23 protein-coding genes are annotated in these 24991 nt (G+C 41.0%); 8 read left to right on the forward strand and 15 right to left on the reverse strand.

Annotated features, from left to right (window positions below):
• The first annotated feature begins 25 nt into the window (after window positions 1–25).
• The 3 genes from LEP1GSC192_RS01185 to LEP1GSC192_RS01195 all read left to right on the forward strand — a co-directional run bounded on the left by LEP1GSC192_RS01185 (window position 26) and on the right by LEP1GSC192_RS01195 (window position 2952).
• Window positions 26–1411: an MBL fold metallo-hydrolase RNA specificity domain-containing protein gene (locus LEP1GSC192_RS01185; protein ID WP_036088778.1), complete on the forward strand. Its 1386-nt coding sequence runs from the start codon at window positions 26–28 to the stop codon at window positions 1409–1411.
• 150 nt (window positions 1412–1561) lie between these two features.
• Complete coding sequence (locus LEP1GSC192_RS01190; protein WP_020768495.1) at window positions 1562–2242, forward strand: Crp/Fnr family transcriptional regulator; 681 nt, start codon at window positions 1562–1564, stop codon at window positions 2240–2242.
• Window positions 2239–2952: a dienelactone hydrolase gene (locus tag LEP1GSC192_RS01195; RefSeq protein WP_232420937.1), complete on the forward strand. Its 714-nt coding sequence runs from the start codon at window positions 2239–2241 to the stop codon at window positions 2950–2952. Before LEP1GSC192_RS01190 ends, LEP1GSC192_RS01195 begins: the two co-directional genes overlap by 4 nt.
• 3 nt (window positions 2953–2955) lie before the next feature.
• Here LEP1GSC192_RS01195 and LEP1GSC192_RS01200 read toward each other — a convergent pair whose 3' ends face one another.
• The 10 genes from LEP1GSC192_RS01200 to LEP1GSC192_RS01245 form a co-directional block, all read right to left on the reverse strand.
• Window positions 2956–3705, reverse strand: coding sequence for a sulfite exporter TauE/SafE family protein (locus tag LEP1GSC192_RS01200; protein WP_020768417.1), 750 nt, complete (start codon window positions 3703–3705; stop codon window positions 2956–2958).
• 9 nt (window positions 3706–3714) lie between these two features.
• Window positions 3715–3873: a cbb3-type cytochrome oxidase assembly protein CcoS gene (ccoS, locus tag LEP1GSC192_RS01205; protein WP_020768367.1), complete on the reverse strand. Its 159-nt coding sequence runs from the start codon at window positions 3871–3873 to the stop codon at window positions 3715–3717.
• Entirely contained in the window at window positions 3870–6323 is a 2454-nt protein-coding gene (locus LEP1GSC192_RS01210; RefSeq protein WP_020768009.1) for a heavy metal translocating P-type ATPase, read from the reverse strand. Before LEP1GSC192_RS01210 ends, ccoS begins: the two co-directional genes overlap by 4 nt.
• The gene (locus LEP1GSC192_RS01215; RefSeq protein ID WP_020768251.1) at window positions 6320–6805 is read right to left on the reverse strand and encodes a FixH family protein; all 486 of its coding nucleotides are present in this window, start codon (window positions 6803–6805) and stop codon (window positions 6320–6322) included. The genes LEP1GSC192_RS01210 and LEP1GSC192_RS01215 overlap by 4 nt, the downstream gene beginning before the upstream one ends.
• Entirely contained in the window at window positions 6795–8162 is a 1368-nt protein-coding gene (gene ccoG, locus LEP1GSC192_RS01220) for a cytochrome c oxidase accessory protein CcoG (protein ID WP_020768457.1), read from the reverse strand. Before ccoG ends, LEP1GSC192_RS01215 begins: the two co-directional genes overlap by 11 nt.
• Window positions 8163–8197: 35 nt before the next feature.
• Entirely contained in the window at window positions 8198–8731 is a 534-nt protein-coding gene (locus tag LEP1GSC192_RS01225; RefSeq protein ID WP_020768014.1) for a cbb3-type cytochrome c oxidase N-terminal domain-containing protein, read from the reverse strand.
• A gap of 1 nt (window position 8732) precedes the next feature.
• Window positions 8733–8879 carry a cbb3-type cytochrome c oxidase subunit 3 gene (locus tag LEP1GSC192_RS01230; protein ID WP_020768294.1) on the reverse strand — a complete coding sequence of 49 codons (147 nt, stop codon included), beginning with the start codon at window positions 8877–8879 and terminating at the stop codon, window positions 8733–8735.
• A gap of 8 nt (window positions 8880–8887) precedes the next feature.
• On the reverse strand, window positions 8888–9577 hold the full coding sequence (gene ccoO, locus LEP1GSC192_RS01235) for a cytochrome-c oxidase, cbb3-type subunit II (protein WP_020768508.1): 690 nt from the start codon (window positions 9575–9577) through the stop codon (window positions 8888–8890).
• The gene (ccoN, locus tag LEP1GSC192_RS01240; protein ID WP_020768113.1) at window positions 9574–11013 is read right to left on the reverse strand and encodes a cytochrome-c oxidase, cbb3-type subunit I; all 1440 of its coding nucleotides are present in this window, start codon (window positions 11011–11013) and stop codon (window positions 9574–9576) included. Before ccoN ends, ccoO begins: the two co-directional genes overlap by 4 nt.
• A 207-nt stretch (window positions 11014–11220) precedes the next feature.
• Window positions 11221–12498 (reverse strand): acetyl-CoA hydrolase/transferase family protein, encoded by a 1278-nt coding sequence (locus tag LEP1GSC192_RS01245; protein WP_020768231.1) that lies wholly within the window; start codon window positions 12496–12498, stop codon window positions 11221–11223.
• Window positions 12499–12731: 233 nt separating this feature from the next.
• On the opposite strand from LEP1GSC192_RS01245, the gene LEP1GSC192_RS01250 reads away from it, so the two are divergent.
• Window positions 12732–15878, forward strand: a complete 3147-nt coding sequence (locus LEP1GSC192_RS01250) for an ATP-binding protein (protein WP_020768135.1) — start codon at window positions 12732–12734, stop codon at window positions 15876–15878.
• Between the two features lie 19 nt (window positions 15879–15897).
• Entirely contained in the window at window positions 15898–16536 is a 639-nt protein-coding gene (locus LEP1GSC192_RS01255; protein ID WP_020768270.1) for a response regulator transcription factor, read from the forward strand.
• On the opposite strand, the gene thiM is transcribed toward LEP1GSC192_RS01255, so the two are convergent.
• Window positions 16525–17349, reverse strand: a complete 825-nt coding sequence (thiM, locus tag LEP1GSC192_RS01260; protein WP_036088646.1) for a hydroxyethylthiazole kinase — start codon at window positions 17347–17349, stop codon at window positions 16525–16527. The two genes, LEP1GSC192_RS01255 and thiM, sit on opposite strands and share 12 nt — an antisense overlap.
• A gap of 202 nt (window positions 17350–17551) precedes the next feature.
• On the opposite strand from thiM, the gene LEP1GSC192_RS01265 reads away from it, so the two are divergent.
• Window positions 17552–17797: a hypothetical protein gene (locus LEP1GSC192_RS01265; RefSeq protein WP_036088647.1), complete on the forward strand. Its 246-nt coding sequence runs from the start codon at window positions 17552–17554 to the stop codon at window positions 17795–17797.
• Between the two features lie 84 nt (window positions 17798–17881).
• Here the strand turns inward: LEP1GSC192_RS01265 and LEP1GSC192_RS01270 are convergent, their stop codons facing one another.
• Complete coding sequence (locus tag LEP1GSC192_RS01270) at window positions 17882–18439, reverse strand: YbhB/YbcL family Raf kinase inhibitor-like protein (protein WP_020768152.1); 558 nt, start codon at window positions 18437–18439, stop codon at window positions 17882–17884.
• Window positions 18440–18691: 252 nt separating this feature from the next.
• Here LEP1GSC192_RS01270 and LEP1GSC192_RS01275 point away from each other — a divergent pair, with 252 nt between their 5' ends.
• Entirely contained in the window at window positions 18692–19255 is a 564-nt protein-coding gene (locus LEP1GSC192_RS01275; RefSeq protein ID WP_036088781.1) for a penicillin-binding protein activator LpoB, read from the forward strand.
• On the opposite strand, the gene LEP1GSC192_RS01280 is transcribed toward LEP1GSC192_RS01275, so the two are convergent.
• The 3 genes from LEP1GSC192_RS01280 to LEP1GSC192_RS01290 all read right to left on the reverse strand — a co-directional run bounded on the left by LEP1GSC192_RS01280 (window position 19252) and on the right by LEP1GSC192_RS01290 (window position 24060).
• Entirely contained in the window at window positions 19252–20628 is a 1377-nt protein-coding gene (locus LEP1GSC192_RS01280; RefSeq protein ID WP_232420938.1) for a hypothetical protein, read from the reverse strand. The genes LEP1GSC192_RS01275 and LEP1GSC192_RS01280 overlap by 4 nt on opposite strands.
• Before the next feature lie 192 nt (window positions 20629–20820).
• Window positions 20821–21129 carry a hypothetical protein gene (locus LEP1GSC192_RS01285; protein ID WP_020768226.1) on the reverse strand — a complete coding sequence of 103 codons (309 nt, stop codon included), beginning with the start codon at window positions 21127–21129 and terminating at the stop codon, window positions 20821–20823.
• Between the two features lie 234 nt (window positions 21130–21363).
• A complete protein-coding gene (locus tag LEP1GSC192_RS01290; protein WP_020768184.1) occupies window positions 21364–24060 on the reverse strand; it encodes a PAS domain-containing sensor histidine kinase in 2697 nt (898 codons plus the stop codon).
• 47 nt (window positions 24061–24107) lie between these two features.
• Between LEP1GSC192_RS01290 and LEP1GSC192_RS01295 the strand changes: the two genes are divergently transcribed.
• Entirely contained in the window at window positions 24108–24974 is an 867-nt protein-coding gene (locus tag LEP1GSC192_RS01295; protein ID WP_020768364.1) for an enoyl-CoA hydratase-related protein, read from the forward strand.
• Window positions 24975–24991: the final 17 nt, after the last annotated feature.

Genomic DNA, 24991 nt, shown 5'->3' on the forward strand with positions numbered 1-24991 from the left:
GAGTGCAATTAAAGGAGAAATCAAATTGGAGAATCAGAACGGAAGTCTTGTTAGTTTACAATTTTTGGGAGGAGTGGGCACCGTTACTGGTTCTAAATACCTTTTAAAAGCCTTTGGAAAAACGATTCTGATCGACTGCGGTCTTTTCCAAGGGGAAAAAAAACTCAGACTTTTGAACTGGGATGCAGATCAATTCTTTCCGACGGAAATAGATCATATTCTTCTTACTCACGGACATTTGGACCATTGCGGATATTTACCTAGAGTTGTAAAAAAAGGTTTTCGAGGGAAAATATTCGGCACCAAACCTACATTAGATGTATCTAATATAGTTTTGAAAGATAGCGCAAAATTACAGGAAGAAGACGCAGAACTTGCGAATTTGGGCGGATATTCCAAACATAAACCCGCCTTTCCATTGTATGATAGCGACGATGCCGAAAAGACAATCAAACTATTTTATGCCGTAGAGATCGGGGAATGGTTCGATCTGGAACCGAATATTCGGTTTTGTTTCCGATACAACGGTCATATTCTCGGAGCAAGCTTTATCGAGTTCAAGGTTGGGAACAAGACTCTAATCTTCTCCGGGGATATAGGTCGTGATAACGATCCTCTTTTATATCCGCCGGAAAAGCCGGAGGAAGGGGATATTGTCCTAATCGAATCCACCTATGGGAATCGGATCCACAGGGGAAATCCGGTCAAACGTTTAGCTCAATTGATCCATGAATTCTCCACTTCTAAGGGAACCATTATCGTTCCCTGCTTCGCGGTGGAGAGAATTCAGGCAGTCATGTATCTGATTTGGAAATTGATGAAGGACGGAGAGATCCCGAATATCCCCGTATATATGGATTCTCCTATGGGATCTAAAGTTTTAGATTTATTTAATACTTATGGAAGCGAATGGCATAAGTTGAAGGAGGACGAATTATCCGAATTAAAAGAGGATATATTCTGCATCACCGAATCTTCGGAGACCAAAAAGATAGTGAATAAAAGGGGACCGAAAATTGTGATCGCCGGAAGCGGGATGGCCACGGGAGGAAGGGTGCTTTCCTATCTAGAACATTCCTTAGGCGATCCTAATTCTCTAGTATTATTCGTAGGATACCAAGCGAGAGAGACCAGGGGTAATAAATTGCTGAGGGGAGATACTGAGATCAAGATCCGGGGTAAATATTATGAGGTGAGATGTGATGTTCAGAATATAGACGGATTGTCCGCTCATGCAGACCAATCGGAACTTATCTCTTGGTTATCCAAGATCAAAACGCAACCCAAGGAGGTCTTCATTGTACACGGTGAAGAGGACGCAAGTAGGATCTTAGGGAATCGTATCCGAAGTATATACGGCTGGGAGACAAAGATCCCGGAAAGAGGAGAAGTTTTCGAATTCGAAGTGTAATAATGCAATCCGCGGTTTTATTACCGCGGAATTTCACCCTGGAAATCCGCCGGAAACCGTCCGAATCGGTAGGATCTCTCACCGGGCCTTGACCTTTACTTTTTCTTCCCGTATGGTTATGACCATCGAGATATAAAGGGACTTAAAAACATGACCAGCGCAGTAAAAATCGCAACCGAGACAAACCGAGTTTTACCAAGGGAAATTTTTCCAAAAGAAAACCTTCTCCATCACCATGAAGTTAATTTCACTCGTAAGAAGATTTCCAAAAACGAGATCTTATTCTCTCAAGGAGAGCAGGCTAACGGGTTTTATATAGTCGAGACCGGCTCCATCCGATCCTATAGAACTTCCTGGTCGGGGGAAAAACAGCATACATTCAAAATTTATCATCCTGGAAATTGGGTCGGGATCAGAGACGCCGCCATCGGAGGAAATTTCCTGCACCATGCTGTGGCGCTCGTGGAATCCACGGTTCTTTTTGTGGAGGAAGAGGAACTTCGCAGACTTTTAAATTCCGATTCAGAATTCCAAAATTCAGTGTTCAGACATGTGACAATCGAAGCTGTCGAGTCGGAGAATAAGATCTATTCTTTGGGAACTCGCCAAGTTCATGCAAAACTTTCAGAATTTCTGTTACAATTATCAGAATCACAAGACTCGGACGAAGATCTTCCTTTCACTCGTGAGATCATGGCATCTATGATCGGCGTGACTACTGAAACTTTGGTCCGGGCATTGGCTGATTTTAAGAGCAGAGGTTGGGTGGAAATAGACAAAAGAAAAATAGTGATTAAAAATGAAGAGGCTCTCCTTCGTTTGTTAGATTGAATCCTCGAACATTTTATATTCGCTACTTAAAGTTTTATAAAATGGTCCTGTATGATATCCAGAACATTCTAAACTTCAAAGTAAATCGGATCCACCTTAAAGGAGAACTTTTTATCCCGAGGCAGGCTGAATTTTTAGCTATCTTGATCTTAGATGAGAAGGATGATAAATTCGCGGATCGATTTTCTAAGATGAGGATTTCACTGAATGAATGGGGAGTGGCCACTTTTTTTCTGAAAGGCCTTTTGACCCGGGAGGAAAGAGAGATCCACGCAAATCGTTCCGATATTGCTCTTCTGTCGGATCGACTTTTAGAGATCACCAAACAGATCAAAAATATCAAGGGCGCTGATTCTTTAAAAATTTCTTATATAGGATCTTCCTCGATATCGGATAGAATATTCCGGGCTGCAGAAAGTTCGGAATCGCCGGTCGAAAGTTTGGTATTAATCGGGAACGGTCTTCAGGAATATACTGGAAAGTTGTTAAACGCTTCCATCTTGAATATTTTAGGTGAGCTTGATTTTACGGGCAGAATAGTGAACCGTTCCGTTCTTTCCAAGATAGAAACTTCTGTTAAAAGAATGTATTTTGTACCAGGTTCTCCGAGTCATTTCGAGGACAGTGCCAAATGGATTATGGTTTCGGAAGCGATACTAAGATGGTATCGCTTCCCGGAAAAAAGGTCCAAGGAATTCTCCCATTTATAAGACCTAATGATGGTGGTGATGGCTACCTTCTTCTATTTTTTCTCCCGGTTCGGAATGATGATGTGTATGATTCATTCTGAATAATATCAGCGAAATAGAAAGGAGAATGATCGCAAAACCTGCTAGTTTAAGTTTATCTTTTCCGAATTTTGCTAAGATCATTCTAAATCCTAAACCGAATCCGAAAAGTAGGGGAAAGGTCCCTAAAAAAAAGAAGAACATACTTAACGCACCGAATACAGGCGAACCTGTCGCAAATGCCATCACGAATGCGGGATATAAGATGCCGCAGGGTAAAAACCCGGTCAACATTCCGAACATAAATCCGATAGTGAGCCTGGAAACCGGGCTTTTATTCTCTTTGAATTTTAAAAGTTTAGAACCTACTTTGGAAAAAATTTTAGAGAAAAATCGATTTTGTGTCCAATCTTTTTGGAATAAAATGGATACTCCGAAAAGTAGAATAAAAAACGCTCCGAACCACGCTGCAAATTCTTGAGCAGGAAGTAATAAGGATAAACTTTGGTTTGTAACCTTTCCTAAAAAACCGAAACCCAACCCTATCGAAGAATAAGAAACTAATCTTCCCAGATTATACAAAATTTGTAATAGGACCGGATTTGTTTTTTTGTCGGTCGGCGATACTGTCAGGTTTAGGCTTCCCGCTAGGGGGCCACACATTCCTAAACAATGGAAAGAACCGGTTAGGCCGTTTAAAAAAGATCCGAATAAGATCGCAGAAGTAAGTTCCATGATAAATTCCTAATTCGATTTTTCCTGTTTATCTTCTTCAAATAACATCCTGTATTTAGGACCTTCGATATCTTCATATTGACCGGACCTAAAATTGAGTAAAAATACGTAAAATGCTCCGAAAGAGATCACGAGTGCGATCGGAATTGTCAGATACAAAGCGTTCATGTAAATACCCTATGTTTTAAAGAAATGGAATTTAATACGACAGTTAAAGAACTCAATGTCATAAAGCCCGCACAGATCACAGGGAGCATTAACCCGCCTGCCGCTAAAGGGATCATTATGGAATTATAAACTAATGAAAGACAGATATTTTGAAGAATTACTCTTCTTGTTTTTCTGGCGATCAGAACGGATTTAGGAAGGGAATCCAATCTGTCTTTTACGAGTATAATATCCGATTTATCCAAGGAAAGATCGGAACCCATCCCCATTGAGATCCCCAAGTCTGCCTGAGCTATACATGCGGAATCATTGACCCCATCCCCCACCATAAGGACCACTTCTCCCGAAGATTGTGCCTCTAAGATCCTTTCTTTCTTTTGGATGGGCGTTAGATTGGCTTTATAATTTTGGATCCCGAGTTCCTTGGAAAGTGTTTCCACCTTCGACGGAATATCTCCGGACAATATTTCCATATTAGAAAAAAATGATTTTAGTTCCTGTATGGAACCTTTTGCTTCCGGTCTGGCTTTATCCCTGAATTCCCAGGCGACCAATGGAATACCATTTTCGGAAAGATGGATCCATCCGTCGTTTTCGGGTTTATTTTCCCATACGAAGTTCTTTTTACCGATCCTATATGTTTTTTCTCGGAATTTGGCCTCCATTCCTTCTCCTGGAATTTCTTTGTAGGAGCTCCAACCCGAAATATTCCCGGAGGATTCGTTTGCGGATAGTTCCTCAAAAAACTGAGGTGAGTCCGAAGAAAATGTTTCTATGATGGATTTAGCGATTGGATGAGAAGAATGGGATTCTAGTCGGATTGCGATCTCCCTGAATTTGGATGGCTTTTCATCTATAGTGAAATACTTTTCCGCGTTTAATTCCAGTTTGCCTGTGGTAAGCGTTCCGGTTTTATCGAAGAAGATCCGATTTGCTTTTGCTAAAATTTCCACTGACTCAGGATTTTTGACGAGTACACCTTCCTTGGATTGGAGTAAATGACTGATCACGAGTGCGGCCGGGACACTTAAACCTAAGGCACAAGGACAGGCTACGATCAAGACGCTGATCGTATTTAGGATTGCTTCTTCCGTGGAATAAAAATTAAACCAATAAATAAAGGTTCCGATCGCGACGAATAATACCACCTTTATGAAAATCGCGGCCAGCTTATCCGTACTTCTTTGGATTTTCGGCTTCGTTAATAAAGAATCTTCTAATATTCTACCGATCTGTGCGAGAGAACTTTCGTTTGTGTTTCCTTTTGCTTGGAATTTTATATCAGTGGAAAGCGAAACGGAACCGGCCTTGATCTCGGCTCCTTTAGATTTTCGGATCGGTTTACTTTCTCCCGTTAAAACGGATTCGTCGAAAAATGCTATTTCGGATTCCAAAATCCCGTCCACAGGGGCCTTACTTCCTAAAGACAATCTGACTAAGTCCCCTTTTTCAATGGTGGAGGCGGAATGTTTGGACCAGATCCCTTTTTTAGATACCTCGTATTCTTCCGGAAGAAGGGAGAGTAATTCTCCTATTTTTGCTCCCGCTTTATAACGTATCATCGCCTCGAAATATTTTCCGAGTAGAATAAAAAAGTAGATGGTACAAACGGAGTCGAAGTAAACTTCTCCTCTGCCGGAAATCGTTACATAAATACTGTAGAAGTAGGCGAGACTGACTCCTGCAAATAATAACGTATCCATTCCGAGAAGTTTTCGTTTCCAGGATTCGTATGCTCCTTTCCAGAAAGGGTAGCCGGAATAAAAATAAACGGGAGTCGCAAATATCCAGGAAATATAATGAAATAAATTTTTAATATTTAATTCCATCCCTTCGAAATAGCCTGCGTATAGACTTGCGGAGAATAACATGATATTTCCCCAACAAAAACCGGCGACTATCATCCGGATACTAAGCTCTTGGAAGGGTTTCTCTACTTTGGATTCCGCTTTTAAGGGAGAGTATAATCGGGCCTTGTATCCCAAACTTTCGATGGTTTTGATAATTTTTCCGAGTGTTAGCTTTGAGAGATCGAATCCTACTTTGAGCCTTCCCGTCCCGAAATTGATCCTTGCGTCATGGACTCCTTCTGTTTTAGTCAGAACGGTTTCAATGAGCCATACACATGCCGAGCAATGTAGGTTAGTAACAGTTATGTATACGTTTGAATCCGGGCCATTCTTCTTTTCTAAATATTCCGAATATACGCTTTCATTATCCAATTCTTCCGGAGAAATTTTAAGAACTTCCGTATCAACAGGTTCTAAGGACTGGGTCCCCCTGATCTGATAAAATTGGTCCAGTCCGTTCTCTAATAATAAATGGGAGATCTCTGCACATCCATTGCAGCAATATTCCCTTTCTATTCCCTGTTCGGTCCTACGTATGGATACTCCGTCGATCTCCGTATTACAATGAAAACATAATGTTTTTTTTTCTAATACTTTCAATCGGCTACCTTAACGGATACGCTCTTTTCCAGAATACCTTCCGGGATCTTAGCGGAGATTGAAATTCTCCATTCTCCAGGGAAAGGAATTGTAAGTGCGCCCTGATATTTTCCCGGACTAGTTTCCTTTAAGGTGATGTTCTCGTTGAATTTTTCGGTCGCAGTTTTATCCAATTGTACTTGGATTTGAGCCCCTTTGATCTTTTGGACACCTTGTTTGAACTCTAACTGGATTTCTTGCTTTCCTGATCGGAAAAGATTCGGATTTTGGATCCATTCCGCATGGAAGCCGTATCCGTTTTCTACCATTTTCCTTTGAGAGAGGATAGACTGTTCGTATTTCAGCCCTTTTTCGTAATAATTAGAGTCGATAGTCGGAGTGTGCCCAGCTAAAGCTAATTTTACCGTGTAGAAAGTAGCAACAAATAATGCTAGGAATGCGATCTTGATCGCCCAAAAGGCTCTTTTTAAACTAACGTCCATGGACTATCCTCTCCTCATTTTGTATTTTCCATCCGGTAATTGAGACCGGAAGCAAGAACGGGATTGTTTTCGATTTAGAATATTCGAAATCTTGAATATCTATTACTTTCAATTTAATATCATGACTTCTTTTTTTTGTGTCTTGTTCGGCTATTTTGAGTTCGATGAACAGTCTGTATCTTTCTTCCGAGTTACCTTTCAATTCTACGACGGCTTCTTCCGTACCGCCGACGAGTATTTTTCTTTCTCCCTGTAAATCCGAACTTTCTATTTCAAACTTTAAGGTCCTATCCTTAGGAGTCAGATTTTGCATTTGTACTTCGTAAAAATTTCTTACCACGCCGTTTTGGACCATCATCGGTTGAATATTTCTATCCGGTATAACCGACAGATAGAGCGGGACCCGGCTGGATAATAGGATCCCGATTGCCGAAATTGTAAACATTAAGGAAAGTGCATAGACAACGGTTCTGGGTCGGATCCAGCGGATAGGGGACCCTTTTTGGGAAATTTGATTTTCCGACCAGTAACCGATCAAGGTTTTCTTGTTTTCCTTTTCCATTTGTTTTGTACAGGCGTCGGAACATTTTCCGCAAGCGATACACCAAGGATTTGCTCCTTCCCTGATATCGATTCCAGTGGGACAAACTACGAGGCACATATTACAAGCTGTGCAGTCTCCGATCTTTGTTTGTCCCTTTCTTCTGGGTTCTCCCCTGGAGTAATCATAAGTGATATTAACAGAATGATTATCCATCATTACCGTTTGGAAACGAGCATACGGACAGGCATACTTACAAAATTGTTCCCGTATAAATGCGATATCCGCATACATTGCAAAAGTAAAAAATCCCAAAAATAAAGACCAGGTGGGAAGGTTTGAATTAGGATTTTTTAAAAAACCGATCATTTGGTATGGGTCTGAAAAATACGAGATCCAAGCGAAAGATGCTGCAAAACTAACTAAGATCCAGGTGATATGAGTTAAAACTACTAATGCAAAGTTTGCGTCTTTCTTTCCGTATTTCGAATCTTGTATCTTTCTTCCGATCCAATCGAAAATATCGGAATAGATGGTTTGGGGACAGGCCCATCCGCACCAAACCCGACCGATCAGAGTGGTAAAAAAGAAAAGGCAAAGCCCCGAAGCGATCAGGAATAAATGGAGAAAGTAACCTTCTTGTGGAATAAAAATATGACCGAATAGAAAGAATTTTCTATCCGGTATATCCAATCGGATAACTTGAAATCCTTCCCAGCGGATCCAAGGAGTTATAAAAAAGAGAAGAACCAAAAGAACCTGGACGTAATTTCTCGCAGTTCTTATCTTTCCCTGCATTGGTCTTGAAATGATCATTGCCCCTCCTTATGATCCACTGAGACGGTTTGAGCTTATTTGGAAGATTTTAGCTCCGGATTTCGAGAAGCTAACCAAGCAAGCACTTGATAAACTTTCTCGGAACCTAAGGAGTTTTCATGTGCGGGCATTGGCCCCCTGCCTAGTTTGGCTCTTTCGATGGAAATCCCCTTCATAACAGTTTCATAAAGTTCTAGATCCGTGCTGCCGTGCAGCCATTCTTTATCCATTAGATTTGGGCCGACTAGACCTTCTCCAGTCGGTCCATGGCAAGCGACACAGTATGTCTGGAACGTTTTTTGTCCTGCATTGATCGCGTCTTGATTTCCTCTTAATGGATTGGATCCGTCTTTGGATTCTACCGCAACGTTACGATTTGGAAATTCCTTTTCGTATTCTTGGATCTGAGAGGCGTAATAGGCGCTTGTTCCCCAATCCGAAAAAACATGGAAGTAAACCGCATAAACTCCGGCAAATAGGATACATCCTAAGAATACCCATTTCCACCATTCCGGAAGAGGATTATCAGCCTGTCTGATCCCGTCGAATTCTTTGTTTGGATCACTCATATTAATCCTCCTCCAGCATTCTGAATTTAGGTTTTTCCATTCTTTCCTTTCTGGAGCTTCTATATACGTACAGTATAATCGTAAATATAGAAAGTACCAGAATAGGGAGTCGTAATGATTTATAAATTTGTAATGTATCTAGGTCCACATTGCACCTCACTGTAAACTTTTGGACAATTCGGCGGTATCTCTTCCTAATTTAAGCAGGTATGCTATCAGAGCGTCCCCGGCAGTTTTTCCGGCTAACAAATTAGGAGCGGATGAGATATCTTCTTCCGTATAAGGAACTCCGACCTTCTGGAGACCTCTCATATGGTCAGCGATCTTAGAAGCATCAATGGTTGCGGACTCTTCGAATAACCATGGATAGGCAGGCATAATGGAACCTTTTGCCGTATCTCTCGGGTTAATCAAATGTGTCTTATGCCATTCCGCAGAAGGTTGTATTTGGGACTCGTGGGCCAGATCCGGTCCTGTTCTTTTGGATCCCCATAAGAAAGGATGATCGTAAACATATTCTCCCGCTTTGGAATACCCGTCCTTACCGTAGGAATGCTGAGGATCGAAACGGTCCACTTCCCATTTGAAAGGACGTATCATCTGGGTATGACAGTTATTACATCCTTCCTTCTGATAAACATCCCTTCCCGCTAATTCCAACGCGTTATACGGTTTTACGTTCTGGATAGGTTCCGCCGTCTTCGTGAGAAAGAATGGCGGGATTAATTCGAACATTCCTCCGATCAAGATAGCGATCGTTGTATATAGGGTGAACTTAACTCCGTGTTTTTCCCACTGATCGGTGAAACCGGAGAACCAATCCAATAATTTGTCGAACCAATTCATACAACTTTCTCCTCTTTTGATCCGATCCTCAGATCGATTTCTTTGAATCCGGAGCCGGAGTTCATGATAGTGCGGACCACATTATAGATCATGATGATCAGTCCGATGAAATAGAGTCCTCCTCCGATTCCACGGAATAACCTATACGGTTTTAAGGTTTCCGTGATCTGTACCCAGTTCGGGAATTTTAAGGCTCCTGTTTCGTCTATCGCTCTCCACATGGATCCTTCGCTGATACCGGAAACCCACATGGATACGATATACAATAAGATCCCGAGTGTAGCGACCCAGAAGTGAACGTTAGCCAGCCTTTCGGAGAACAGGTTGGTATTCCATAACCTAGGCACTAAATAATAGATGACTGCAAAAGACATCATACCTACCCAGCCTAAGGTCCCTCCGTGAACATGTCCTATGATCCAATCCGTGTTATGGCCTAAACCGCTGACAGCTCTAATGGAAAGAAGTGGTCCTTCGAATGTCGACATACCGTAGAATGTGAGTCCTACTAAGAGCATTTTTAAGGTAGCATCCGTTTTGATCTTCTCCTTGGCTTGAGTGAGTGTTAAAAATCCGTTTAACATACCTCCCCAGGAAGGCATCCATAACATGATACTAAATACCATTCCTGTGGTTTGTAACCAGTCAGGAAGAGGGGAATATAGTAGATGGTGAGGACCTGCCCAAATATACAGAAAGATCAAACTCCAGAAGTGAATAATGGAGAGTCTGTGGCTATAGATAGGTTGTTTGATGTGTTTGGGAAGATAATAGTACATCAATCCCAAAAATGGAGTGGTAAGAACGAACGCTACTGCGTTGTGTCCATACCACCATTGGATGTTAGCATCGTACACACCGGAGTATACAGAATAGGATTTGATCCAACTTACCGGAATTGAAAGGTTATTTACGATGAATAGGATCGGGATAGTAACCCAGGAGGCGATATAGAACCAGATCGCCGAGTACAGTTGCTTTTCTTCGCGAGTAAAGATCGTAGCGAAGTAATTGATCAGGAAGATCACAAACCAGATCACGATTGAAAGGTCCAAAGGCCATTCCAATTCCGCGTATTCCTTAGATTGATTTAAACCTAAAGGCAGAGTGATCGCAGCCGCAATTATCGTAAGATTATATAAGAATAAGTGTAAGTATGCGAGTTTATCGCTCCAAATCCTTACTCTGCATAGCCTTTGTACAGTGTGGTAACCGGTTGCGAATATAATACTCAATGCGAACCCGAAAATCGCCGCATTCGTATGTAAGGGTCTCAACCTGCCGAAAGTGAAGTAGGGTCCGAAATTTAATTCAGGATATACCATTTGGAAAGCGATCCACACTCCCACAAGCATGGAAGCCACACCCCAAACCAATCCCGATATCAAAAATCCTTTGACGATCTTGTCGTTATATTTTTGTTCTAAAGAACTCATTCTTGATCTCTCCGGTTTTTTCCGTGAAGGATAATTCCACTTTTAGATTGGAATGTCGAAACGCAAGGAATCCGACTTCTTCTTCCTTCAAAACGGTCTTGATAATTGTCAACCGGAGGATGACAGGTTAATCTTAGTTGTCAATAAATAAGTGTTTAACGAAATTGTAATGTACTATAGAGTTTAGTATATTTTCGATTTTGAGAATTAAAATCCTTTAAACCTTTCAAAGGCTTCTCTTTCCAAAGATTCTCTGTGGTTGGGATGGGCAATTTGTGTAAGAAGTTTTGCTCTTTGTTTCAGATTTTTGCCGTAAAGATCCGCTATACCGTATTCCGTGATTACATAGTGAACGTTTGCTCTGGTAGTGGTCACACTTGCCCCGGGTTGGAGAATCGGAACGATCCTAGATTTTCCATGAGAAGTAACGGAAGGAAGAGCAATGATCGGTTTTCCCCCTTCCGAGAGAGAAGCTCCTCGAATAAAATCCATTTGTCCGCCCACACCTGAATATTGTCTAGTTCCGATAGAATCCGCGCATACCTGTCCTGTCAGATCCACTTCGATTGCAGAATTGATTGCGGTTACTTTAGGATTTTTGCGGATATTTGCCGTGTCATTGATATAACCTATATCTAAAAATACGACTTCCGGATTATCATCCACGAAATCGTAAAGTTTTCTGGTTCCCATCACGAATCCGGTTACTATTTTTCCAGGATGGTTCTTTTTGTTTTTTCCAGTGATAATCCCTTTTTCCACCAAAGAGATGACGCCGTCGGAAAACATTTCGGTATGGATCCCTAGATCTTTATGATTTTGTAAACAAGAGAGAACGGCATCCGGAATGGCGCCAATTCCCATCTGTAAGGTTGCCCCATCATCAACAAGACCTGCGATATATTCACCGATCTTCGATTCTATTTGGTTGGGTATGCTGTGTTTTGCCTCTAATAATGGAATATTACCTTCTATTAATTTATGGATTTTATTTATATGAATGATCCCATCCCCATGTGTCCTCGGCATATACTGGTTTACCTGAGCGATTACCATATCGGCAGAATCCACCGCAGCCTTGCTTATATCCACGGATACTCCCAATGAACAAAAACCATGTTTGTCAGGAGAAGAAACCGTGATAAGAGCCGCGTCCAAGGGTAGGATTTTTTTTCTGAATAGAGAAGGACATTCGCTTAAAAAGACCGGAAGATAATCCGCTCTTCCTTCCTTTACCGCTTCTCTCATATTCGCGCCTACGAATAGGGCGTTTGTATGAAAAGAAGGCTCCATTCCTTTTTGGGCATAGGGAGCTTCTCCTTCCGTATGAATATGGACTAGCTCTATATTTTGTAATTCCGAAGCTCTGGCACTCAGGGCTTCGATCAGAAGTTTAGGAGAAGCGAATACACTGTGGATGAAAACTCTTTGGTCGTTTTTGATCTCGGAAACCGCATCTTTCGGGGAAACAAAATGTAAATCCATATCGGAATATTTTTTAGATTTTTACCGAGTAGAAGTCAAGGGACAAAATTTCTTATAACATATTGATTTTTCCCAAGTTTCGCCGTTCCAAAACAATAAAAGTAGAAGGACCGCCGGATCCGAAAGATCCCTAGAACAAGGGAGAAGTTTACTCTTTTTATTTATTTACCGGATACTCATCCGAAACATTAAAAAGGTTTATAATTCTGGAATGGTCTGAAGAATCAGTGCAGATGGTTTCCGCTTTCTCTCAAAAATTCCAGGGAATCCTATTGATCTCGATCTTACTTTTTAGCCTGGGGTGTGAGTCCGGATCTTTTTCGAAGAATAAACCGAGAGTAGAAAATGGAATACTGGATCTGAACAATCGTTGGGACTTCGGAAAGGAAGAACCTTTAAGTATCGAAGGCGATTGGGCATTTTATTGGTCCCAATTATTTTCTGAGATCAAAAATCCTTTAAAATTTGATCTGGATCCTTCTCAAAGAATGAAAGGACAAATCGAATTCGGCGACGTTCCTAACGTTTGGAATGAATACCAAGATCAAGGCAGAAATTATCCGGGTTTCGGATACGCTACTTATAAGATACTTCTTCGTTTGGATAAAGCTGAAAGCGATATGGCAATCAAGATGCTGGAAGCCTCCACATCTTATAGTCTTTACGTAAACGGTAAAAAAGTGATCTCAAGCGGCGTCGTCGGAAAGACAGCTGAGACAAGCAAACCTTTGTATAGACCTGGAGTGAGCGATCTGTTCGATCTTGGAACGGAAAATGAAATTGCCATAGAGATCTCGAATTTTTCCCATTTTAAAGGAGGACCATGGGCCAAGATCATTTTAGGAAAAAGAAAGGATCTGGTTTCCGTTCGCCAAAGTAATATTCGATTGGATCTATTCATAGGCGGTGGCCTTTTCGTTTTAGGTCTTTACCACCTAAGCTTATTCGCATTTCTAAGAAGAGAGGCTTCCACATTATATTACGGAATTATAACGATCTGTTCCACCATTCGTATTTTGATCACGGGAGAACGAGTATTATATTCCATTTTACCGAATTTCGATTTTGAATGGGGATATAGATTGGAACTGATGTCCGGTTTTATGACCAGTATCTTCTTTCCCTTATTCATTAGGACATTGTATCCTGATGAGCTGAACAAAAGGGTGGTTCAATTTTTTATCAGCATCATTGTCGGACTTTCTTTTATCGTATTACTCTTTCCTTTAGTGATATTTTCCAAGACCATTTCGATCTTCGGGATCTTAGTTACTACCGCTTGTATTTACCTAGTATACGTTTTTTGGAAAGCGATCCGAAATAAAAAGTTAGGAGCGGAAGTCGGCTTATTTTTCTTTCTTCTGTTTTTTGCCGTTGTGACTAACGATGTATTGTATGCGAATATGATCATCAACACTGCATACTTCGCCTCTTACGGAGTAGCTTCTTTTTTCGTAGCCCAGGCTTTTATGGTCTCTCAGAGATTTACAAGCGCCTACAAACTTTCGGAAAGATTGGCTCATGATCTACAGGAATCCAACCAAAGATTGATCTCTTTGGATAGACTAAAGGACGAATTTTTGGCGAATACTTCCCACGAATTAAGAACTCCTTTGCAAGGGATTATCGGTATTGCCGACTCCTTAAGAAGGGGAGTGGGCGGTTCCTTATCGGAATCCATTACAAGGCAGTTGGGGATGATTGTCACCAGCGGTCGGAGACTTTCTAGTTTAGTAAATGATATTTTAGATTTTTCTAAACTAAAACATAAGGACTTAAACTTAAATCTGAGATCCGTGGACTTATATCAAGCCGTGAATTTTACTCTTGAACTGAATCGGATCTCAGCGGACGAAACTAAGATCAAATTAGTGAACGCGGTCCTCCCTGAGTTCCCGGATCTACTGGCGGATGAAAATAGACTACAACAAATCCTGCAGAACCTAGTGAGTAATGCGATCAAATTTACGGAAAAAGGGGAGATTGTGGTCAGCGCACGTATTAAGGCGCTTGGGATCGCAGAGATCAGCGTAAAGGATACGGGGATCGGAATTGATCCCGCAGAACACCAGAAAGTATTCGAATTTTTCGAGCAAGTAGAAAGGGGAGATTCTAAAAATAGTTCCGGTGCAGGGCTCGGACTTGCGATTAGCAGAGCATTGGTGGTATTACATGGAGGAGAGATCGGAGTAGAATCTAACCCGGGCTCGGGATCTCGCTTTTATTTTACGATTCCGCTTGTATCGGGAAAAATCCCTAGATCCGATGGAAAAGAATTAAAAAATTATAAAGAAGGAAATCATCCGAGTTCTGCTGTGGCTCTTCAGAACGAGCCCATTGGTTCCGAAAAAATTGCAAGGATCTTGGTCGTAGACGACGAACCTGTGAACTTGCAAGTAATACAAAACTATCTTTCTTTAAGGAATATCTCCTCCATCACCGCGAAAAGTGGGATTGAAGCTTTGGAAATATTACAAAAAGATAAGGAATTCGATGTTGTTATTTTGGATGTGATGATGCCGAAGATGTCCGGTTTAGAGACTGCCCGAGAGATCCGTAAAACGTTTAGTACATTGGAGCTTCCCATTTTGATGTTGACTGCAAAAAATCAGGACAAGGATCTAATGGCCGCCTTAAATAACGGTGCAAACGATTATCTACTTAAACCTTTCGATTTCGAGGAACTGATCTTAAGGATCAATAATTTACTCGCCTTAGCTGACGGTCACAAGAGCCGCTTAAATCAGGAGAATGAAAAGAGAGAAGCGGTAAATAACGTAAGACAAAGGATCAATATCGACTTACACGATCATTTGGGCGGAAAACTGACCGACTTAAAGTTTTTGTCGGAAGAGTTGCTTGCCCAAAACCGGGAAGACAAACCGATTTTCAAAAAGATCAACGAGGCAGTGAACCAATCCATTCATATCCTAAGGGAACAGATGTTAAAGATAGAAGACCTGGGATTGTTGTCCGAAAATTTTATTACGGGTATCAACTTAGTTCTACTCAGGAGATATTCGGATGTGGAAAGGGACTTGGAATTCGAATGCCAAGAGGAATTGCTCCAATTTTTTGAGGAAGAAAGGAATGAAACTTCTATCATAGAACTTTATAGTATCGTAAACGAGATCACGAATAACGATCTGAAATACGGACAAGGTGTTGCTAAATGGGATTTCTATTTGGAAAACGGTAGCCTGATCACCGAAATGAATACGGAATCTTCTTATCACCTAAAAAAACATAAAACAGGAAGAGGAACCGAAAATCTGATCTATAGGATTTCCGGACTGGGTGGAAAAGTCGAAATGTCATTAGTCGAAAATATATATAAAATAAAAATAAACATCCCCATCGGAATTTTTTCCGCAAACTAAGTAAGGTGAGAATACAGTCATGAAAAGTTCGGATATCAAAGTCGGAATCGTAGAAAACGACGAAAGTTTTAAGAATCAGATCCTGAAAACGTTGGAATCGATTCCGGAGATTGGCGGAGTATTTCATTGGGAATCCGCAGAGTCATTCTGGGAGGATGAAAAAGGAAGATCTTTGGATATACTTTTTCTGGATATAATGTTGTCCGGAATGAACGGAGTGGAACTTGCGGGAAAAATTTCCGCAAGAGATCCGGAAATCCCTAAAATTATGCTATCGAATATGAATTCGGACGAACTAATTTATGAATCTTTAAAGAACGGTGCCATAGGATATATCTTAAAATCCGAATTAAAGGATCTCGCAGACGTAGTGGATACGGTCTTAAAAGGAGGAGCGATCATTACTCCTACGATCGCTTTTCGTGTCCTGAATAGTTTTAAACAAAAGGATTATTCGGGAGAATTTAAACTGACGCCGAAAGAGAAACAGATCCTGGACGAAATGGTAAAAGGAAAAACGATCGGAAGAGTGGCGGAATTCCTGAAAGTCAGCAAGTATACGGTCCAGCACCATGTGAAGAATATATACAAAAAATTGAATGTACATAACAGGGCTGAATTGGTAAGGAAGGCCAGTGATATCGGGCTATTGCCTTGATATTTTTTGGTCTTCGGAAGGTCGGTTCCCGAGCGAACTAAGTTCATCCAGAAATGCCACGGCAAAACTTCCCGTGCCTGAGGACTTTTTGGCGGCTTCGGAGCCTGCAATCGCAAAAATGGCCGATGCGGAAACTGCGGCACGTAATGTGTCTTTTTGAACACCAAGGATTGCAGCGATCATTGCTCCTAAAGAACATCCCACACCTGTGACCTTAGTCATTAGGATATGCCCTCCGGGAACAGCAATGGTCTTTTTTCCGTCAGTGATATAATCGACTTCTCCGCTGATCGCAACTACCGCTCCAGTGCCGGTCGCTAATTCTTTACCAAGAGGAAGTGCATCCGAAGAAGAAGCGGTTGAATCCACACCTTTCCCTCCGCCAACTGCACCGGCAAGAGCTAAGATTTCGGAAGCGTTTCCTCGGATTACGGTTGGTTTATATCGTAGAAGATCTTTTGCAATCTCCGTTCTGTATCTAAGAGCGCCTACCGCAACCGGATCTAAAACCCAAGGTGTTCCTTTTTTTTGCGCAGAAATAGCTGCCGCCTTCATTGCCTTCGCATCGAAACTATTGATCGTACCAACGTTAATCAGCACTCCGCTTGCAATTGCTGCGAAATCGGAAACTTCTTCTTCCGCGATGACCATTGCGGGGGATGCTCCGATCGCAAGCAGAACATTCGCAGTCCAGTTCGTGACCACTATATTGGTAAGCACATGCGTAAGAGGTGCGTGTTTACGTATTTCTGCAAGATCCGAAACGATATCACTATGCGGCCATATTATTTGGGGTATATCAAAAGCGGTCATATCTTACTAGGTATATTAGTCTAGATCGGCCTAAAAAGTCGATCTATTACTTAAGAGATTGTGGGGTTTAGATCGGATACTTAACAGTCATCTAATTTTTTTTTGCGGATTTTTTTGAAACCGTACGACATAGTGTAGGGATTTTTTATAAGATCCGTCTATATTTGTAATCACTTGTATCTAGTTTCATTAGGGAGGAATAATGAAAGGAAGGATTGCCGGCATCAATGGGAAGTCGAATAAAATGATCATACTCACCGACCACGGATATACATTCGGTATCGGTAATGTAGAATACATGCAATTGGATCATGTAATCACCGGTGAATTAAGAAGTAGTGGAACGGAGATCTTAACAAACATAACTTCCGGAGACGACTTTATACTGGATATTGAGGCATACGATTGTTCTAAAGAGATTGCGCTCACTTTATTAAATTCGGAGTGACTTTCAGGACCTTTCGTGTTTTTTCAGTAATAGCGAATAACGTATGAATTCCGAAGCCGGGAATTCCCGGCTTCGAAGAAAAAATTATCTTCCGTATTTTGCGGTCAATTTTCCTTCCGCAAGTTTTAAGGAATTGATATAAAACCCAACTAACGCACCGGACGCCTCGCCGTCCAAGTCAATCTTATCCTTTAAAGCAAATACTTTAAAGATATAACGATGCGGTTTATCTCCTTTTGGAGGGCAGGGACCGCCATAACCAGGTTTACCGAAATCGGTTCTTCCTTGAACTGCACCTGCAGGAAGAGGTCCCTTATCATTACCGGCTTTTGCCGGAAGATTTGTGACGGTTGCAGGGATATTGATCACAGTCCAGTGCCACCATCCGCTGCCGGTAGGGGCGTCCGGATCGTATACGGTTACGGCAAAAAACTTGGTTTCCTTAGGAGCGCCTGACCATTGTAAATCGGGAGAGTCATTCTCTCCGGAACATCCGAATCCTGAAAACACATGAGCGTTGGCGATTGTTCCTCCTTCTTTGAGAGCGGAGCTAGTGACTTTCAGGTCCCCTGCAAACGTGGAACCGGCAAAGAATAAAACACAAATTAGTAAACCGTTCTGAAACGTTAGGAATCTCTTCATAAAACCTCCGAGTTCTTAATGCTACAGAATAATACCGGAGGTTAGATTATGCATTCCAAATTTATGAAAAAAGTGCTCTTATGTCCGGACCCGATCAAGGATTGTGCCGTTCCCGACCCCTTCTCTGGAAAAAATGGAACGTTTCATAGGCTTTCTCGGGTTTTAAATTACACTCACTATTTCGAAAGGTTTGGCAAGATTTTTGTTTTTTGCTTTTCGTATTTTCCGAGCGAGATACTTTATAACTTGGATATGAAATTAAATATAGTTCCTTATTTGATCGTATTAAGTTTTTGTTATTGCGCAAGCCTAGAGTATCGGGATCCAAACGATGTCCAAGGCACTAAACAATGGGGAGTAATGGAAGTTAGAGAGACGGTGCAGAATATGAGTGCCTCGCTTTCCGAATTTTATAAAAAGGATCCGGTTAAGGGTTACATAGAGCTTCGAAAATTCAAGAACAATACTTCCGAACATATTGATACAAAAATTTTAGCCAATGAGATCGTTACAAATCTAACCTCTAATAAGGTTCCTTTCGTCGATATTTCTCAAAGAAAAGAATCTTTGGACGAGATCAGTTTGAATAAGTCCGGGATCACCTCTTCCGATACCAAATTGGAATTCGGAAAACTAAAATCGCCAAGTTATCGTCTGAGTGGAGAGCTAAACGATCTTGTAAATTACGAAAAGGGAAAAAAGATCCAATATATTTTGATCACTCTTCGATTAACTAGCGTTGAATCGAATGAGATTGTCTGGCAGGCTGATAAAAAATTCCTCAAAATAAGCGATACCGAAGGTTACGGCCTTTAATCCTCCTTTTTTATATCCGGATAATAACCCAAAGTTACGGGAATTTTTCCGAAAGAGGGAATTTGTAAAACTTCTTTTCCGGATTGTTTGTCTCTAATTTTAGGAAATCTTAAATTAGTTTTGGAAGAACCGAACCAAAGATACTCCGGTAGAAAACGGACGTATCTATAATTAGAAGAGACATCGATATCCTCGGCGAATTCCTTTTTAGAAGTTTGGATCGAGCTGTCTATCATTTGAGCCGCTAATTTGATCCCGGAGATTGCAATGAGGATTCCCGCCCCTCCTAACTCAGACGAATTTGCCTGAGCACCTAAATATGTGACTCCTGCTCCTAAGGCGACTATGACGGTTCCTACTAAGATACTTCCTGTGACTTTGGCGGCTAAGATAGAGGCTTGTTTCGTTGTGCTAAAAGTAACTAATTGAAAATATTTGGAATCGTCAATGATCTCATGAATGGAATTATCCCGATCCAAATGTCGCTGATACCAATTTTGGGTGGATGGACCTAAATACAATTTGTCCAGATTGCCGTCCAAGTCAGTCCAACCAAGTTCACTCCTTTCTCCCATAAATTTGAAATTTAATTTTCTAAGGCCTCTTACAAAATTTAAATTTGTCTCCGGGTCCATGAAGGGTTCCGGTCCTGGACCCCCAAAGACCAAAAAAATATTTTTGGGTGCTTGATCCAAATACGCATACTGCCTAAGCCAAGCTGATTTTGGCGAAAGTTTTAAGGCTGCCTTCAAATCGATTTTCGCTTCTTGCCAATCGCCGCATGCAGTCCAAAGGGTAGCCAGTAGTATCCTTAAGTTAGGATCGTCAAATTGCCCTTCTGCACTCCATTCTCCGCTTAACAAGTTAGAAGCGTATCTCGCCTCCACTAAAGCTTCTTCATATTGTTCTTTTTTGGCATAATATAAGCCTAAAAGTATATGCAGGAAGATTACTTCCGCTTCGGACGCGTAATAACCTTCCGGCGTTTCTAAATAGAAGAAGGAACGTAATTCCCTACTTGCACTGAATCTAAGCCTGGATTTATTCTCTTCCGCTATATCTTGTAATTTGGAAAAATCGTTTTCTTGTATGAAAAGTCCTATAATAGCTTTCTCAAGAACCGTAATAAGAGTTCCTCTTTCTCCGGATGGAAAATTTTCCAAGGCAGATTTGGTATTTCCGTTGGACCATTCTTTTTTAGCAGGAGCATAATCTTCTCTTTTTAACAGGGAAGAGCAGGAAACACATAGAGAGATGATAAGAAGTAAAACAGTGTTTAATTTTCTGAAATTTAACGTCATAGGGAAGTTACGATGTAATAAATTATGAATAGAGAATGAATGGGAACTAAAAAAATTTACGAAAAATCCCATTTTCTCGTTTTTATTTTCCGGAAAAGGATCGGATTGGGATCCCATCCTTCAATATTGGAGCAGTAAAAACTTTCGATTGATATGATAAGTCGATAGGGCCGGTTTTACCGGCTTTTAAAAAGAAAGGTAGAGTCGTTTCAGACTTATTTATTCTTTCAAAAAAGAATGTAAGTCCGTGTCCGTTTTTTAGACTTAGTAGACGAAATTTCTAAGCTGTTGGAATACGGAACCGGAGTGAGCCCGTATATAAAGAGCATAACTGCTAATTAATATACTCAGAACAAGCGGTAGAAATTTAAAAAACTTATTTTTCGCAAACGAGAACAGAATAAACGCAGGGAATACTCCTATGATCGGGATTAAGGATCCTACAAATAGGAAAAGATAAAATAACCAAAAGGAGGCGATCTCTTCCTCTTCGGGTTTTCCTGTTCTGTATCTGGTCGGTTTTTGGGGCTGAGCTCGTGAATGAATCACGACGCCGCCCGGTTGGGTTTTCATTCGGTATTTTTGATCCGACTTCTGGCTTCTATTTTCCATTCCTTAAGTGTAGATCTTTTTGGCTAAAGGAGCAATCCGATTCGACTTATTTTAAAAATAAATGGAATATTCCAAAAAATGAAATTTGCGCTAAATGAATGAAATCGGATAAAAACGGGCATATAATCGTTAAATAGGATTCATAACCTTTTAAAGGATTGAAATTCCTGCAAAAACGTAAGTTTTCGCGCTTTATCAATTTAGATGGGATAAAGGCTGCAATTCTATGATCATTTTAGTTCCATGATCCAATTCACTTTCCGCATAAATCCTTCCATTTAATGCCTCCACTTGGGACTTGGTGAGAAAAAGTCCAACACCCCTTGCGTCCGGGTGTCTATGGAACGTTTTATGTAAACCGAACAATTTGTTTTGGTATTTTTTAAGATCTATCCCTAATCCGTTATCTTCCACGATCAATAAATATTTTCCTTCCGAAATTTCCGTCCGAATATCTATTTTAGGGGTCCTGTGCGGAGATCGATACTTAATGGAATTTGAAATTAGATTTAATAAAATACTTTCTAAGTATGTCTTATCATATTCCAATTCTTCCAATGGAGAAAAATCGGAATGTATCTCTGCGGAAGTTTCCAAGATCTGGCCTTCTAAAATCCTTAGGATCTTTTTTAGAACTGAATCGAATCTTACTGTTTCGATCTTTCTTCTGGTCCCTTCCTGTATTTTTAACACTTCCACCAGGCTGTCTAATGTCTCTTGTAGATAATCCACTGAGATCTTGAATTTCCCTAGTAAAGACTGGATTTCTTCTTCCGATTTGGCCTCTTCCACCAATTCCACTAAGGAGATTAGGTTGCTAGTAGGGGCTCTTAGATTATGAGAAGTTATATGTGCATAGTTTAAGAGCTGCGCATTCTTTCTGCCTAATTGATCGGCTAAAATTTCCAACTGTTGTTTCGTATCTTCTAATCTTTCTAAATATTCTTGGGCGCCTGATACGTCCGTGCCTATTCCTAAAAATCCGGAAAGTTTAGAATCGAAACCCTTAACTGCCGTAATGATCATTTGTGCCGGGAAAACCGTTCCGTCCTTTCTTCTGTATTTCCAGATCCTGGAGTCGTAGGATTCCCTTTTGGCAACCTCGCTGAATATATCGAAACCTTTAATTTCCTTTTTATAAAGTTCGCTTAGTTCCTTACCTCTTTTGTACGTATCTTCCTTATCATGGAGGATCTCAGGCGTGTATTTCCCCACCAATTCCTCTTCGGAATATCCGAAAAGGTTTTCCGCTCCCTTACTAAATACCGTGATCACTCCTTGCAGATCCGTTTTGATAATAGCGACTTGAGTGGCGGAATCAAAAATCTGTTTCATTTCGTGGTTGATCGTTATCAGTGATTGTTCTGCCGCTTTTTTTTCGGTAATATCCTCTATTTGAGATACGAAATATAAAAAGTTATCGAACTTATCTCTTACAGAGGATACGCTTAGATTGATCCAGATAATAGAGCCGTCCTTTTTGAAGTATCGTTTTTCCATCTTATAGGATTCGATTTCTTTATTCAGGATCTGATTTACATAACTTAAGTCCTTTTCCAGATCTTCCGGGTGAGTGATGTCTTGGAAGGTGAGAGAGTAGAATTCACTTTCGGCATATCCGAGCATTTCGCAAAGTTTTCTGTTTACCTTTAACCATTTTCCTTCGGAAGAAACAAGAGCCATTCCGATGCCGTTATTTTCGAATGCTCCCCTAAACATGAGTTCGCTTAGTACAAGGTTGTTTTCTATTTTTCTTCTTTCCTCAATATCTTGGAAGATACCGAATAAACGTACACATTTCCCGTCGGTGAATTCAGCATGTCCGATGGTGCGGACCCATTTTTTTCTTCCCGATACCGTTCGGATCTGAAGATCCATATCATAATCCGTTCCGGAATGTAATGCACTTTCAATGGCAAGTATCATTCTTGCCTTATCTTCTCCCTCTTCTGCGAAACGAATAAAGTCTTGTAGTTTAGGAGAATGGTCTTCCGGGATCTCGAAAATTTCTTTGGTCTTTTTACTCCAATAAGTTTTGTCGGATATAAAATCGATATCCCAGGTTCCTATCTTTGCTATCTCGTTGACTCTGGCCAGATTTTCCTGAGTCTTTCTGGATTCCTGGTCTGCCAGTTTGATACGAGTTATATCCCAATTCGTTCCAATCATCTGGATCGGATTTCCTTCCGAATCGCGGAATACCGCAGCGATTGCTTTGATATAATGTACGGATCCGTCCGGCCAGAGTATCCTGAATTCCGTATCGAATTCCTTTCTTCCCGCAACGGCATTATAAAAATCTTCTATAGCTCTGGTCTTATCCTCCGGGTGAAGGGATTTCTCCCAAGCCTCATAGGCACCTGAAAATTCCGTTTTATGGATACCATAAAGATTGTACATTTCTTCGTCCCAAACTAATACGTTTTTGGTGAGATCAAGGTCCCAAATTCCTACGTTAGCTACTTTTGTAGCGAGCTTTAATCTTCTATTACTTTGTCTAAGGGATTCTCTGTCAGCCTTCGGTTTTGTGATCTCTTGGAATAAAAATGTATATTTGCCGGGAGTTTCCACGGAATATTTCGAATATCGGATCCCGACCTTGAAATGTAAAAAATTCCCATCTGCGCCGGTAATCTTTAATTCGAATGGTTCGGGATTTTGTCCGTTTTTTGCGGAATCGATCTCAGATTCTAATTTTGTTCTGTCTGCCGGATGGATCTTTGTGAAAAGAAAGTAGAGAGAAATTTCGGATTCGGTTAATCCTAAACGTTTAGAGAGTTGGGGAGGGATCTTGCAGTCGCTTATATTTTCCGTCTCCCAGACGTATGTGTCCAGAAGTTCGGTTAAAAAATCAAGGATTTGCTTTGTACCGAGTTCTTCTTTCTGTGGCATACCGGTTAAACTCGGGGTCGCAGGAAATTTTAGTGCTATGATTTAAGATGTCAACACCAAACAAAAAAAGTTCTTTCTGTATTCCGGATCTAATTTCCCATTTAGGGATGTCAGATCTTCCATTAATAACAAAAGTTCACGATATTGCAGGCGCTAAAATTTTTCAGATCACTATGAATCGTCCAGAGGTTCATAACGCCATAAATAAAGAGATGGCGGACCTGTTCTTGGAAGCTTGGAAAACCTTCCATAAAGATCCGGAACTGACCGTAGCGATTTTACATGGAGCAGGGGATAAGGCATTCTGTTCCGGAGCGGATCTTTCCGGTTTGGATAAAATGGCAAATTTGTATCTAAACAAGGATGAAAGAGAAGAATATGCTAAGAATGATCCCGGTCCTTTAGGAGGTTCTAGGATCGTTCAGAAAAAACCGGTGATTACTGTTTCTCACGGTTACACGTATGCCGGCGGTTTGGAATTATTTTGTCACGGCCATATTCGGATCGCGGAGCCTCAGGCAATCTTCTCCGTAGCATGTAGGAGATGGGGTGTTCCACTTATAGATGGAGGCACCGTGTATCTCCCTAGATTGCTCGGTTGGGGATCTGCTTTGCCTTTGATACTGACAGGACAAAGGATCAGAGCGGAGAGAGCCTATCAGCTCGGTCTAGTATGGGAACTTGTAAAAAAAGGAAAAGGTTTAGAAAGAGCATTCTCTTACGCTACTCAGCTTTGTCGGCAGCCAAGGGATGCAATGTTCGCGGACCTACATTCCGCATTAGAAGGTTGGAATCTTCCTTTGCAAGAAGCATTAACATTAGAAGCCAGAAATACTTTTCCTGTGATGGAAAGCGAAAGTACCAAAGAAGGGGTAAAACGTTTCTTGGATGGTGACCGTTTTTGGTTTCGTTAAAGTAAAATTAGTTTAAA

Origin of the sequence: Leptospira sp. B5-022 (assembly GCF_000347035.1) — a bacterium.
Lineage (GTDB): Bacteria > Spirochaetota > Leptospiria > Leptospirales > Leptospiraceae > Leptospira_B > Leptospira_B cinconiae.